Source organism: Streptomyces sp. P3, from assembly GCF_003032475.1.
Classification (GTDB): Bacteria; Actinomycetota; Actinomycetes; order Streptomycetales; family Streptomycetaceae; genus Streptomyces.
This window is the reverse complement of the sequence record NZ_CP028369.1, coordinates 3950135-3963402: the sequence shown is the minus strand read 5'-3', so window position 1 is coordinate 3963402 and position 13268 is coordinate 3950135. Positions and strand designations below refer to the sequence as shown.

General features: G+C 74.5%; 11 protein-coding genes. 9 read left to right on the top strand and 2 right to left on the bottom strand.

The window, feature by feature from the left end; translation table 11 throughout:
- Positions 1-19 precede the first annotated feature (19 nt).
- The 4 genes from C6376_RS17790 to C6376_RS17775 all read left to right on the top strand — a co-directional run bounded on the left by C6376_RS17790 (position 20) and on the right by C6376_RS17775 (position 4406).
- Complete coding sequence (locus C6376_RS17790) at positions 20-1285, top strand: multidrug effflux MFS transporter (RefSeq protein ID WP_107444311.1); 1266 nt, start codon at positions 20-22, stop codon at positions 1283-1285.
- Positions 1246-2406: a serine hydrolase gene (locus C6376_RS17785; RefSeq protein ID WP_107444310.1), complete on the top strand. Its 1161-nt coding sequence runs from the start codon at positions 1246-1248 to the stop codon at positions 2404-2406. Before C6376_RS17790 ends, C6376_RS17785 begins: the two co-directional genes overlap by 40 nt.
- A 151-nt stretch (positions 2407-2557) precedes the next feature.
- On the top strand, positions 2558-3547 hold the full coding sequence (locus C6376_RS17780; RefSeq protein ID WP_107444309.1) for a small ribosomal subunit Rsm22 family protein: 990 nt from the start codon (positions 2558-2560) through the stop codon (positions 3545-3547).
- 103 nt (positions 3548-3650) lie between these two features.
- A complete protein-coding gene (locus C6376_RS17775) occupies positions 3651-4406 on the top strand; it encodes an SDR family oxidoreductase (protein WP_107444308.1) in 756 nt (251 codons plus the stop codon).
- Between the two features lie 264 nt (positions 4407-4670).
- Here the strand turns inward: C6376_RS17775 and C6376_RS17770 are convergent, their stop codons facing one another.
- Together C6376_RS17770 and C6376_RS17765 are read right to left on the bottom strand one after the other, a co-directional pair.
- A complete protein-coding gene (locus tag C6376_RS17770) occupies positions 4671-5798 on the bottom strand; it encodes a D-alanyl-D-alanine carboxypeptidase family protein (protein ID WP_367881048.1) in 1128 nt (375 codons plus the stop codon).
- 209 nt (positions 5799-6007) lie between these two features.
- A complete protein-coding gene (locus tag C6376_RS17765) occupies positions 6008-6334 on the bottom strand; it encodes a hypothetical protein (RefSeq protein ID WP_107449032.1) in 327 nt (108 codons plus the stop codon).
- A gap of 141 nt (positions 6335-6475) precedes the next feature.
- Between C6376_RS17765 and C6376_RS17760 the strand changes: the two genes are divergently transcribed.
- From C6376_RS17760 to C6376_RS17740, 5 genes are all read left to right on the top strand, one after another.
- Positions 6476-7021, top strand: coding sequence for a DoxX family membrane protein (locus C6376_RS17760; protein WP_107449031.1), 546 nt, complete (start codon positions 6476-6478; stop codon positions 7019-7021).
- A gap of 58 nt (positions 7022-7079) precedes the next feature.
- On the top strand, positions 7080-7520 hold the full coding sequence (locus C6376_RS17755) for a MazG-like family protein (RefSeq protein ID WP_254075988.1): 441 nt from the start codon (positions 7080-7082) through the stop codon (positions 7518-7520).
- A 252-nt stretch (positions 7521-7772) separates the two neighbouring features.
- Positions 7773-8627, top strand: a complete 855-nt coding sequence (locus C6376_RS17750) for a hypothetical protein (RefSeq protein WP_107444307.1) — start codon at positions 7773-7775, stop codon at positions 8625-8627.
- Complete coding sequence (locus tag C6376_RS17745) at positions 8627-11044, top strand: bifunctional serine/threonine-protein kinase/ABC transporter substrate-binding protein (protein WP_107444306.1); 2418 nt, start codon at positions 8627-8629, stop codon at positions 11042-11044. The genes C6376_RS17750 and C6376_RS17745 overlap by 1 nt, the downstream gene beginning before the upstream one ends.
- Positions 11044-13251: a bifunctional serine/threonine-protein kinase/ABC transporter substrate-binding protein gene (locus C6376_RS17740; RefSeq protein WP_107444305.1), complete on the top strand. Its 2208-nt coding sequence runs from the start codon at positions 11044-11046 to the stop codon at positions 13249-13251. The genes C6376_RS17745 and C6376_RS17740 overlap by 1 nt, the downstream gene beginning before the upstream one ends.
- Positions 13252-13268: the final 17 nt, after the last annotated feature.

Here is a 13268-nt window from a genome sequence, read left to right as displayed (position 1 = left end):
GAGAGGGAGGGGCGACCGTATGCCGGAGGGTGGGGCCGTGCACCGGGTGCCGGACACTGCCGTGGCGCCGCCGGTGCGGGAGCGACGCCGGACCGGACTGCTCGTCACTCTCGTCCTCGGCGGTCTGACGGCCACTCCCCCGCTGTCGATGGACATGTACCTCCCGGCGCTGCCGGGGGTCACCCGCTCGCTGCACGCGTCCGCCGCGACCGTGCAGCTCACGCTGACGGCGTGCCTGGCCGGCATGGCGCTGGGGCAGCTGGTGGTGGGGCCGATGAGCGACCGGTGGGGGCGCCGGCGTCCCCTGCTCGCCGGCCTCGCCGTGTACGTCGTGGCGACCGCGCTGTGCGCGCTGGCGCCGACGGTGCAGGCGCTGGTCGGGTTCCGGCTGGTGCAGGGGCTCGCGGGCGCGGCCGGAATCGTGATCGCGCGGGCCGTGGTGCGTGATCTGTACGACGGCGTGGCGATGGCCCGCTTCTTCTCCACCCTGATGCTGATCTCCGGGGTCGCCCCGGTGGTGGCGCCGCTGATCGGCGCGCAGATCCTGCGGGGCACGGACTGGCGGGGGGTGTTCGTGCTGCTCGCGGCGGTGGGGCTGCTGCTGTCCGTGGTCGTGTGGAACAGGCTGCCGGAGACGCTGCCCGCCGCCGAGCGGCACGCGGGCGGGGTCGGCGAGGCGCTGCGCTCGATGCGCCGGCTCCTGTCCGACCCGCCCTTCACGGGCTACCTGCTCACCGGCGCCTTCGCCTTCGCCGCCCTGTTCGCGTACATCTCCGCCTCGCCGTTCGTGGTCCAGGAGATCTACGGTGCCTCCCCGCAGACGTTCGGCCTGCTGTTCGGCGCGAACTCGGTCGGGCTGGTGCTGATCGGCCAGGTCAACGGCAAGGTGCTGGTGGGCCGGGTGCGGCTGGACCGGGTGCTGGCCGTCGGGCTGGCGACGGCGGCGGTGGCCGCGGCCGCCCTGCTGCTCCTGACGACCGGTGTGTTCGGCGAGGTCGGGCTGACCCCGGTGGCCGTCGCGCTGTTCGTGCTGATGTCCGCGATGGGCGTCACCCTGCCGAACGCCCAGACGCTCGCCCTGCTGCGGGTGCGGCACTCCGCCGGTTCCGCCTCGGCGCTGCTGGGCACCTCGTCCTTCCTCGTCGGCGCGATCGCGTCCCCGCTCGTCGGCGAGCACACCGCCGTCCCGATGGCCGTCGTCCAGTTGACGGCCGTACTGACGGCGGCGGCCTGTTTCATGGTGATGTGCCGTCCCTGGCGTCCGAGAGCGGGAGAAGAGAGCTGAGCACCCCGAGACTGCGCGTCGACACACCGGAACGGGCCGGGCTCGACCCCGAGGAGACACGGCTGCTCGTCCGCGACGTCGTGGACCTCACCGCCGGGGACCGCCCGTGGGCGGCGGGCGCCGTGGTGGTGGCCGGGCGCGGCCCGGTGATCGCGGTGCGCAGGGCCACGGGCTGGGCGGTGCGGTACGCGGCGTACGATCCGGCGGCCGACGCCGGCGTGGAGCTGACCGCCGGGGAGCGGGTGCCGATGACCGTGGACACGCCCTTCGACCTGGCCTCCCTCACCAAGCTGTTCACGTCGGTCGCGGCGGTGCAGCAGATCGAGCGCGGCACCCTCGGCATCGACGCGCTCGTCGGCGCCTATCTGCCGGACTTCCGCGGGGCCGCCGAGCACGGTGTCACCGTCCGCCAACTGCTCACCCACACCTCCGGACTGCGGCCCGAACTGCCCCTGTACGACTGCGCCGGCCTCGCCGAGCGGATGGCGCTGCTGCGCGCGGAGGCGCCGTCCGGCGAGCCGGGCCGGTACGTGTACTCCGACCTGAACATGCTGCTGCTCCAGCAGCTCCTGGAACGGCTGACCGGCCGCCCGCTCGATGTCCTCGTGCACGAGGGGATCACCCGTCCGCTGGGGATGACCGCGACCGGGTTCGGCCCCTGCCCCGGCGCGGCGGCCACCGAGGACCAGCGGCGGCCGTGGGCGAGGGCGGACCGGGGGATGCTGCGGGGCGAGGTGCACGACGAGAACGCGTGGGCGCTGGGCGGGGTCGCCGGTCACGCGGGCCTGTTCTCGACGGGCGACGATCTGGCGGTGTTCTGCCGGACGCTGCTGGCGGGCGGCTCGTACGGGACCGCCCGCATCCTCGGCCCCGACTTCGTGGAGCTGCTGCTGACGCCGCCGGGGCTGGGGTTCGCGGTGGACCAGCCGTGGTTCATGGGCGAGCTGGCGGGCGAGGGCGCGGCCGGGCACACCGGGTTCACGGGAACGTCACTGGTCCTGGACCCCGCGACGGACACGTTCGTGGTGCTGCTGGCCAACACGGTCCACCCGGTGCGCCGGACCCCGGACAGCTCGCCGCGGGCCCTGGCGGGAACGCGGATGGCGATGGCGGTGCGGTAGGGGTGCCTCGGGCATGCTGTACGGCGCCGGGCCTGGCAATGTCAGCCTGTCCGGCGCTTGAGGACGAGGCCCTTTCAGGGCCGAAGCGGGGGTCCGGGGGCGGTAGCCCCCGAAGAGGGCGGCACCAGCACCGGTGCCCCATAATCGCCGGGTGAACGTCTCTGCCCCCGCCGCCGAAACCCTCCGCACCGCCCTCGGAGAACTCCTCGACGGGCTGCCGCCCCGGCAGGCCGCGCAGGCCGTCGAGCGGCTCATCGCCAGCTACCGGGGCGCCACCCCCACCGACGCGCCGATCCTGCGCGACCGCGCGGACGTGGCGGCCTACGCCGCGTACCGGATGCCGGCGACCTTCGAGGCGGTGTGCTCGGCGCTGGAGGCGTTCGCGGACGCGGTCCCGCGCTGGACACCGGGCAGCCATGTGGACGTCGGCGGCGGCACCGGCGCCGCGACCTGGGCGGTGAGCGCGGTCTGGGAGGGCACGCGCCCGGTGACCGTCCTCGACTGGGCGGAGCCCGCGCTGGCCCTCGGCCGTGAGATCGCCGCCGCCAACCCGGCACTGGCGGACGCCCGTTGGCAACGCGGCCGGATCGGCTCGGCGCTCACACTGGACCCGGCGGACCTGGTCACCGTCTCCTACGTCCTCAACGAGTTGCCCGCCGCCGACCGCGCCGCCCTCGTCGACGCCGCCGCGTCGGCCGCGCAGGCCGTGGTGATCGTCGAACCGGGCACCCCCGACGGCTACGCCCGCGTGATCGAGGCCCGTGACCGGCTGATCGACGCCGGTTTCCGGGTGGCCGCGCCCTGCCCGCACAGCGCGGCCTGCCCGATCGTCCCCGGCACGGACTGGTGCCACTTCTCGGCCCGGGTCAGCCGCTCCTCCCTGCACCGCCAGGTCAAGGGCGGCTCACTGCCGTACGAGGACGAGAAGTTCAGCTATGTGGCGGCCGCCCGCTTCCCCGTCTCCCCCGCCCCCTCCCGCGTCGTCCGCCGCCCCCAGATCCGCAAGGGCCAGGTCCTCCTCGACCTGTGCGAGACCGAGGAGCGGCTGAGCCGCACCACGGTGACGAAGCGGCACGGCGAGCTCTACAAGGCGGCCCGGGACGCGGACTGGGGGGACGTCTGGCCGCCGGCCGACGAGTGAGTCCGGGGCGGCCGACGTCGTCCGGAGCGCCTCGGCGTCGGGTGTCCGCGCGGCTCCCGGGGTCGCGGGGCCGCTGCGGGCGTCTCCCGTACGCTGCGGGGCCATGGACGGGAACACGAGGATCGCGGTGGTGACCGGCGCGGGATCCGGCGTCGGGCGGGCGGTGGCCGGCGAACTGCTGCGCGCGGGCTGGTCGGTGGCACTGGCGGGACGGCGCGCCGAAGCGCTGGAGGAGACGGCCGCGCTGACGCCGCAGGGCAAGAGTCTCGCGGTGCGGACGGACGTCTCGCGCCCGCAGGACGTGACGGCCCTCTTCGCCGCCGTGCGCGAGCGGTTCGGGCGGCTGGACCTGCTGTTCAACAACGCGGGCACGTTCGGTCCGGGCGGTGTGCCGTTCGAGAACCTGCCCTACGACGCCTGGCGGCACGTCGTGGACACCAACCTCAACGGGGCGTTCCTGTGCGCGCAGGCCGCGTACCGGCAGATGAAGGAGCAGCGCCCGCAGGGCGGCCGGATCATCAACAACGGCTCGGTCTCGGCGCACACGCCGCGTCCGCTGTCCGCGCCGTACACGGCGACCAAGCACGCCCTCACCGGTCTGACCAAGTCCCTCTCGCTGGACGGGCGGGCGTACGGCATCGCCGTCGGGCAGATCGACATCGGCAACGCGGCGACGGCGATGACGGCGCGGATGGGCACGGGCGCGCTGCAGGCCAACGGCGAGATCGCGCCGGAGCCGGTGATGGACGTCGCCGACGTGGCCCGCACGGTGCGGCACATGGCGGAGCTGCCGCTGGAGGCCAACGTGCAGTTCGCGACGGTGCTCGCGACGGCGATGCCCTACGTGGGACGGGGCTGAACGGCGCCGGAGGCCGCCCCACGGATCGTCAACTCCGCAACCTGCACAATCGGAATTCATCGGTCCGCACCATTGCGGCCGGTGGCAGACCTATGCTCAACTCTTCTGCACGGAAACTTCACACTTGGTGCACGACAGTTCCGCACCGAAGGACCGAAGAGCCATCCCGAGGGGGGAGGGCAGCCGTCCCATGGCACCGGGTGGGGGTGGACCTCGCCGGGACCGCGAGGTACGCACCGGTGCCGTGGGACGGCTGCCACACCGTCAACTGCCCGGCGGAGTCTGCCGGGTGCGCCGTCTGCGCACCGCGTACGCCCCGCCCACCGCGAGCGCCACCGCTCCCCCGGCCCCGCCGAGCATCCCCCAGCCGTCCGGCCCACCGCCCGCCGACGAGGCCCGCCGCGCCCCTGGATACGGCGGCGCCGGCACGGCCGTCGCCTTCTTCCCGCCCTCGCTCAACGCCTCGACCAGCGTCCCCACGGGCCGCGCCGAACTCCGCTGCGCGAAGCCCCAGTCGAGCAGTGCGGCCGTCTCCCCGTAGACGGCGTTGTGGCCGCTCTCGGGATGCAGCACGGTGACGATCAGTGTGCGGCCGGCCCGGGTCGCGGCGCCGGCGAAGGTGTTGCCGGCGCTGCTGGTGAAGCCGTTCTTCACCCCGATCAGACCCGGGTACGGGGTCACCCCGGAGGAGCCCGACAGCAGCCGGTCGGTGTTCTCGATCACGCGGGTCCGCCCGCCGCCGGCCGGGAAGCGGGCGGTCCTGGTGGCACAGTGGGCGCGGAAGCCGGCGTCGCGCAGGCCGTGCCGGGCGAACAGGGCGAGGTCGTAGGCGGAGGACAACTGGCCCGGGTGGTCGTACCCGTCGGGGCTCACGACGTGGGTGTCCAGCGCCTGGAGGTCGGCCGCCCTCGCCTGCATCTCGGCGACCGTCTTCGCGACCCCGCCGTTCATCCGGGCGAGCACCTGCACGGCGTCGTTGCCCGAGCGCAGGAAGACGCCCAGCCACAGCTGTTCGACGGTGTACGTGACGCCGGTCCGGACGCCGACGAGGCTGGAGCCGGACGGCACGCCGGCCAGGTCCGCGTCGGTCACGGTGCGCCGCTCGGTAGGCGCGAACCTGTCCAGCAGAGTGTCCGCGAACAGCATCTTCAGCGTGGACGCGGGCGCGACCCGCAGATGCGCGCGGTACGAGGCGAGCACCTCGCCGCTGTCGTGGTCGGCGACCAGCCAGGCGCGGGCGGTCAGCTTCCCCGGCAGTGCGGCGGCGCCCGCGCCGGCCTGGACGCCACCGGCGGCCAGCCGGGCCCCGCCGACCACGCCGCGCGTCGCCGCGGCGGCCGGCCCGGCGAGGAACGGTGCGGCCGCGAGGGGCGCCGTGGCCGCTGTCGCCAACAGGGAACGCCGGGAGAGCGACGGCGCCGACGGCGAGGGTGACGGCCGGCGCGGGGGCTGACGCGGCGACCGCTGCGAGGGCTGATGTTGCGGAGGCTGGTGCGGGGAGGGGCCCGAGAATGCGTGCACTGCGGGACCGTACACGCATTCTCATGCCGTACGCGTCCGTCGCGTCCGTCGCCCAGGGTGACGCACGAACTCGCCGCGTCCTACGCCTGACCGGTCTCGAACCGGGAGATGCGTCCGTCGTCCGCGACGACGAAGCTCCACCGGGTGCGCATCTCGCCCCAGGTGTCGTTGCGGTAGTCGGCGACGAGGGCCCGGCCGCCGTCCGACTCCCTGGTGACGTCCAGGTGCCCGTGGGAGGAGAAGATCTCCCGGTCGGCCCACTCCTCGAGGTCGCGGTCGGAGCCGTCGTCCGACATGGTCGCGTCGGGCGTGAGGAGGCGGCGGAAGGCCTCCTCGTCGTGGGCGTTGACGGCGGCGACGAAGGCCCGGACCGCCGGGTCGCTGAGTCTGTCGATCTGGATCGCCATGTGGGCCAGACTCACACCGCGGTCCGGGCCCCGCCACCCGAACGGCGTGCAGGACGGGCCGGACGGGTGTGGGAGGTGCGACGGTGGAAACGCGTGGGGGTGTTCCTGTCGTTGTTCCCGCTTCCCCTTCAGGGAGTCACCGTGACCTGTTACGACCGACGTGATCTCGGCCTGCTGCTGCTCCGGCTGGGCACCGGCGGAGTGCTGGCGGCACACGGCGCGCAGAAGCTTTTCGGCTGGTTCGGCGGACACGGCCTGGAAGGGACCGGCCAGTTCATGGAGTCCGTCGGCTACGCGCCGGGCAAGGCGAGCGCCACCGCGGCGGGTCTGGCGGAGGCCGGCGGAGGCACACTGCTGGCGCTGGGCCTCGCCACCCCGGCGGCCGGCGCCGCGGCCGCCGGCGCGATGGCGGGCGCGTCCGCCGTCCACACGCCCAACGGCTTCTTCGCGGCGAGCGGCGGCTACGAGCACGCCGCCTCCCTGGGCCTGGCCGCCGCGGGCCTCGCCGTCACCGGACCCGGCCGGCTCTCCCTCGACCACGCCCTCGGGCACACCGTCGACCGCAGCTGGATGGTCCCGGCCGCGCTCGGCGTGACGGCCGCCGTCACGGCGGTGGTCGTGGGCCTGCGCAACCAGCGGCTGCGCAGGCGGGAGGAGGGCGAGCAGGAGGCGCTGTTCGAGAACTAGCAACCGGCAGATTCCGGCGCGGGCGACGGCCACGGCCATCGCCTGAGAGGCTGCGCCCATGAGCACCGAGCCGCCCCACGCCCACCCCGTGCCCCCGCCCCACGCGCAGCCCGTGCCCCTGCCCGGACGAGAGCCCGCCTCCCCGTCCTCGCAGACCGGCGAAACGGTTGAGCTCTGGGCCACCGTCGACGCCCTCCGTGCCTGGCTGGACGCCGGGCGCGTGCACGACGGCCTCGACGGACTCCTGCTGCGCGTGCTGAAGCTGTCGGAGGAGGTCGGCGAGGTCGCCCAGGCGGTCATCGGCGCGACCGGGCAGAACCCGCGCAAGGGCGTCACCCACACCTGGGACGACGTCCGCAGCGAGCTGTGCGACGTGATCATCACGGCGCTGGTCGCGCTGCGCACACTCACGCCGGACGCGCAGGCGGTGTTCACGGCGCATCTGGCGCGGGTGGCGGAGCGGTCCCTCTGCGGCGCGGGCGACCACCGCTCGACGTAAACCCGCACGACGACCGTGCGCAGGCCGACCGTGTCCCGGCCCCGGCGACACCGAAGGCGTCTCGACCCCCGGAGCGCTCCGGCGAAGCCGGTCGACCGAGGTGCCACGCCCCACGGCGGCGGTCCGCCGCCGCCCCGGGCGAGCATGCGTGGCGAAGGCCGAACTCCGTTCACGGAACCGCCCGCCCGCGTATCGCGTACCTCTGTACGATCACCGCACGCGAAGCGGGGGCGCTGAGGCGGAGGGGCGGGCATGGACGACAACACAGGCAGACGCAGGTCGACTTGGCTGAGAGCCACGGCGTCGGCGGCCGCGGCGGCAGCATTGCTCACGGGCTGCGGCTCCGGGGACGACAAGGCGGCCGAGCCGAGCCCCTCGGCGTCCGCCGGGTCCACGGCGCCGACCACGTCCGGCTCGCCCTCGCCCGCCGCGTCCGCCTCCTCGACGGGCGGCGGCACCGCCTCACTGACACCGTTCGAGGCGGACCCCGCCGCGGTGCCCCGGACGGCACGTCAGGCCGAGAATCTGGCGCAGGCGGTCGCCCTGCAACCGCAGGCCTGGGGCCCGGACTACCGGGCCCAGCAGCCGGCCGCGAGCACCCCCCGCACCGTCGCCGTGCTCGACGCGCAGTGCCGCTGGCAGCGCCGGCCTCTCCCGAAGACCGTCCTGGCCTCGCTGTCCCGGTACAGCGAACTGCCGGGCGCCGGCGGCAAGGGAACGATCAAGGTGACCGCGGCGGTCACCGTGCACGCCACGGTCCGCGACGCGGACCAGCAGTTGTCCACCACCCTGGAAGAGCCGTTGCGCTGCCAGGTGCAGCAGGTCCGCACCGACGAGCAGATCACCGGGCTCATGTCGACCGCCACCCCCTACGGCCAGGGCAACAACACCTACGCCGACGACCAGGTGGTCGAAATCGGCGCCTATGTCACGGGGGCGAGCGCCCAGGCGTACCGCTGGTTCGTCGCCCGGCTCGGCACGGTGACCGTGGCGGTGTCGGTGATGGGCGCCCAGGGTTACAAGCTCGACGATCTGGTGCAGTTCGCGTCGAACGGCATCAACTCGATGCTCACCCGCGTGGAGACCGAGCTCGGGAGGAAGAACTGATGGATCCGCTGCGTTCTTCCGACCCCGCGCACATCGCGGACCACCGGCTGCTCGGCCGGCTCGGCGCCGGCGGCATGGGCGTGGTGTACCTGGCGCGCACGCCGGGCGGCGCGCTGGTCGCGCTGAAGGTCCTGCTCGCCGAATACGCCGAGGAGCCGGGCTTCAAGGAGCGCTTCCGTCGCGAGGTGGAGGTCGCCCGGCAGGTGCACAGCCCCTGGGCGGTGCCGCTGGTGGACGCCGACGCGGACGCCGACGCGCCCTGGCTGGCGACGGCGTTCGTGCCGGGTCCGTCGCTGGGCGAGGCGGTGGCCGGGTACGGTCCGCTGTCGGAGCCCGGGGTACGGCTGCTCGGCGCCCGGCTGGCCGAGGCGCTGGGCGAGGTGCACCGGGCCGGACTGGTCCACCGGGACCTGAAGCCGGGCAACGTGCTGATCGCCCACGACGGGCCCCGTCTCATCGACTTCGGCATCGCCCGCGCCCCGGAGGACACGGCGCTCACCGCGACCGGCCTGGTGGTCGGCACCCCCGGCTATCTCTCGCCCGAGCAGGCCACGGGACCCGGTGGCGACGACATCGGTCCGGCGAGCGACGTGTTCTCCCTCGGCTGTGTCCTGGCGTTCGCGGCGACCGGCCGCGCGCCGTTCGGCAGCGGTGCGGTGGACGCCCTCCTGTACCGGGCGGCGCACGATCCGGCGGACCTGGACGGGATCCCGGCGGCGTTGCGCGAAGTGGTGGAAGCCTGCCTGGAGAAGGACCCGGCCCGGCGTCCGGACGCCGCGGAGCTGGTGCGGCGGTTGACGACCGGGAGCAGGCCGCAGGACGGGCCGACCGGCGACCCGCGGGACGACTCCGACGGCAGCCCGCAGGGCGGAGCCCCGAGCGACCCGCGGATCGCACTGCAGGGGGCGCCGCAGGGAGAGCGGAAGACCGAGCCGCAGGACGAGCCCCAGGACGAGCGGGCGCCGGGATGGCTGCCCGAGCCGGTCACCCGGCTGATCGCCGAGCGGTCGGCCGCCGCGCTCGCGCTGCCGGACATCGAGCACACCCAGGTCACGGCGTCCTCCCCGGCACGGTCCGGCGCGGGGCCGGAAGGCCTGCCGGACTCCGCTGCCGACGTACAGGACACACCCCCCGGCCAGGTCACCGACGAGAACACCGCCTCGGTGCCCGGGCCGCAGGACGCCCGCCCGCCCGGCCGGCGCCGTTTCCTGCTGCTCGCCGGCGGGGCCGTGGCGGTCGCGGCGGGCGTCGGCGGCACCGCCTGGTGGGCGGCGGCCCGGGACGACGACGCGAAGAGCGGCACGCCCGCCGCCGCCCGGCGGCCGGTGCACACCCTCGCGCTGCACGGCGACCTCAGCGGCCCGCAGCGGGAGACGGGCCGCGCGCAGGAGCGCGGACTGCGGCTGGCCGTCGCGGAGTTCAACGCGCGCGCTGACGCCCCGTTCACCGTGAAGGTCAGAGCCGTCGACGACAAGGGTGATCCGGCGACCTCGACCCGGCTCGCCGGGGCACTCGCTGACGACCCGTCGGTCCTCGCGGTGGTCGGCCCGACCACCGACGCCACGGCGCAGGCGGCGCTCGGGAAGTACGCCGCCGGATGGCTGCCTGTCGTCGCCGTGTCCCCCGGCAGCATGAGCCTCCTCATCCAGGGATTCCGTTCGTTCCTGCTCGGGCGGCTGCCCGACTCCGTACTCGCCGTGTACGTCAGCAACTACCTTCGTGGGATGGGCCGTTCACGCAAGGTCGGCCTCGTCGTCGACCGTCCGGCCGGCAACTACGGGACGGACCTCGCCACCTCCCTCAGCACGCAGCTCGCCAACGCCCGGCAGCCTGCCGTGCCGGAGGTGGTCAGCGCGATGCGCGACGACTTCGGCAACGTGGTGAACGCGGTGCTCTCGGCGGGCGCCGACTCGGTGTTCTTCGCCGGACTGCCCGACCGGGGCGCGCTGATCGCCGCGGCCTTGCGGCAACGGTCCTTCCAGGGTGCGCGGGTGTCCGGCCCGGCGCTGCTCGACGCCCGGTTCCTGACCGCGGCTCAGCAGGCCGCCGAGGGCTGGACGATGGTGGCTCCGGTCATCGACGCCTCCCGCAAGTCCGAGGCGAAGAAGTTCGCGGCCGCCTACCGCGAGCACTTCAAGGAGGCCCCGCCCCGCTACGCGGCGGAGTCCTACGACGTGACCGGGATGCTGCTGAAGACTTTGTCCGGGCTGCCGGCGAAGAGCCGCACCCGGGAGAACCTCCATGAAGCCGTGCTGACGGGGAAGTACCAGGGCATCACCAAGCAGTTCGCCTTCGATCTGACCACCCCCCAGTTGGCCAGGTCCGGCCTGATGGCCGTCGACGGCACCGGCGGCTTCCTCTGGCGGGTCGAGAAGGGCGACTTCGTGTACGGCGGCCCCGCGCCGCTCACCGTCTGATGGAGCCGCTGCGCGCCGGCGACCCGTCCCGGCTCGGCCGCTACCGACTGCTGCGACGGCTGGGCGCCGGCGGCATGGGCGTCGTCTTCCTGGCCCGCGCGCCCGGCGGGGCGATCGCCGCGGTCAAGACGGTGCGTGCCGCATACGCGGAGGAGCCGGGCTTCCGGGTCCGGTTCCGCCGCGAGGCACAGGCCGCCCGGCAGGTGCACAGCCCCTGGGTGGTGCCGCTGCTGGACGCCGACGCGGACGCGGAGACGCCGTGGCTGGCGACGTCGTTCGTGCCGGGCCCGTCGCTCTCGGAGACGGTGGACGTCTTCGGACCGCTGTCCGTCGCCTCCGTGCGGGTGCTGGGGATCCGGCTCAGCGAAGCCCTGGAAGCGGTCCACGCGGCAGGGCTCGTGCACCGCGACGTGAAGCCGGGCAACGTCCTGCTGGCCCCGGACGGGCCGCGGCTCATCGACTTCGGCATCGCCCGCGCCCCGGAGGCCACGGCGCTCACGTCCAGCGGCGTCATCGTGGGCTCGCCCGGCTTCCTCTCGCCCGAGCAGGCGCGGGCCCGCGGCGGGGAGATCGGCCCGCCCAGCGACGTGTTCTCGCTGGCGTGCGTCCTCGCGTTCGCCGCGACCGGCGTGCGGCCCTTCGGCGAGGGCGGGGCGGCGGGCGTGCTGCTGCGCACGGTCTACGAGGAGCCGGACCCGGCAGCTTTCCCGGACGCGCTGGCGCCCCTGCTGAAAGCCTGCCTGCACAAGGACCCGGCCGCCCGCCCCGACCTCGCCCGACTGCGGGCGGAACTCGAGGCGGGCGTCGACCCCGGCCCTGGCGGCACGGCGGGCTGGCTTCCCGAGCCGGTCGCCCGCCTGATCAACGACCGGTCCGCCGCCGTGCTCGCCCTCGACGCCGTCGAGCCGACCCAGGTGTCCACGCCGGCCGGCACGGTGTCCCCGGACGCCGCGACGATGACGACCGTCACGGTGTCACCGTCCGCCTCGCCCGGAATTCGCCGTCGCAGCTTCCTGCGCCTCGGATCGACGGCCGGGGTCCTGGCGGCCGGCGGCGGCGGTGCCTGGTGGTGGAGCACCCGCCGCGGTACGCCGACGACGCCGCCCGGGGCGGCCCCACGTCCCGAACTGCTCGTCGCGTTCCAGGGTGATCTGACCGGGCCCGCGAAGGACAGCGGCAACGCCCAGCTCAACGGCGCCCGGCTGGCCGTCGAGCAGGTCAACGCCCAGAGCGGCCGTCCGCTTCGTCTGAAGCTGGTCCCGTACGACGACGGCGGCGACCCGGCCCGGGCCGCGAGCCTGGCCGGACGCCTGGTGAAGGACGCCGGTGTCCTCGCGGTGCTGGGGCCCACCAGCGACGCGTGCTTCCTGCGCACCGAGGCCGCGTACACCAAGGCGGCGATGCCGGAGGTCACCGTGTCGGTCGACGTCGGTCTCGAGGGCAGGTCGTTCGGCTACAGCCAGTTCCGCTCCCACGCGGCACTGCACGTCGAGAGGACGCTCCTCGCCGCCCCCTGCGTCCGCTACCTCAGCAACCACGTCGACGCGCGCAAGGTGTTCCTGGTGGACGACCGTGCGCAGGGCGACACTGTCTGGGAACTGTGCGACCGGACTCAGCAGGCACTGCGGAAAGCGGGCCGTGAGGCCACGCTGACCAGCGTTCCCGCCGGGAGGATCGACTACAGGGCGCTGGCCGCCTCGGTGATGTCCGCGGGCGCGGATGCGGTCGTGTGCACGGGCGACGCGGCGCGGACCGCGGGACTGGCCTCCGCCCTGAAGGCGGCCCGCTTCAACGGCACCTGCATGGCCACGGAACAGGCCTTCGGCCCCGGATTCCTCACCGCCGCCGGCGCCGCCGCGACCGGCTGGGTCTTCGCGACCTCGTTCACCGACCCGACCGTCCACCCGTCCGCCCGCGCCTTCGCCGCCGCCTACCGCGCCCGGTTCGGCGCCGCCCCCGGCCGGTACGCGGCCGAGGCCTACGACGCGGTGATGTTCCTGGCGGCGGTCTGCGCGAAGGACGGGACGGCCCTGCGGGAGCGGGGCGCGATCGCCCGCCGGCTGCCCGAAGTCGCGTACACCGGGATCACCCGTACCGTCCAGTTCCGCACGGGACTCGGCTACAACAACAACGCGATGTTCCTCTACCAGGTCGCCGACGGCACGTTCCACTACCTCGGCCAGTACATGGAGGCGGCGGTCTCCTGAGCGGAGGGCGTCTCCTC

Bases quoted from the DNA above. Each gene is read 5' to 3' on its own strand.
- C6376_RS17745 (WP_107444306.1), top strand. From the start codon at position 8,627: ATGGATCCGCTGCGTTCTTCCGACCCCGCGCACATCGCGGACCACCGG.
- C6376_RS17750 (WP_107444307.1), top strand. From the start codon at position 7,773: ATGGACGACAACACAGGCAGACGCAGGTCGACTTGGCTGAGAGCCACG.
- C6376_RS17775 (WP_107444308.1), top strand. From the start codon at position 3,651: ATGGACGGGAACACGAGGATCGCGGTGGTGACCGGCGCGGGATCCGGC.
- C6376_RS17755 (WP_254075988.1), top strand. From the start codon at position 7,080: ATGAGCACCGAGCCGCCCCACGCCCACCCCGTGCCCCCGCCCCACGCG.
- C6376_RS17790 (WP_107444311.1), top strand. From the start codon at position 20: ATGCCGGAGGGTGGGGCCGTGCACCGGGTGCCGGACACTGCCGTGGCG.
- C6376_RS17765 (WP_107449032.1), bottom strand. From the start codon at position 6,334: ATGGCGATCCAGATCGACAGACTCAGCGACCCGGCGGTCCGGGCCTTC.
- C6376_RS17740 (WP_107444305.1), top strand. From the start codon at position 11,044: ATGGAGCCGCTGCGCGCCGGCGACCCGTCCCGGCTCGGCCGCTACCGA.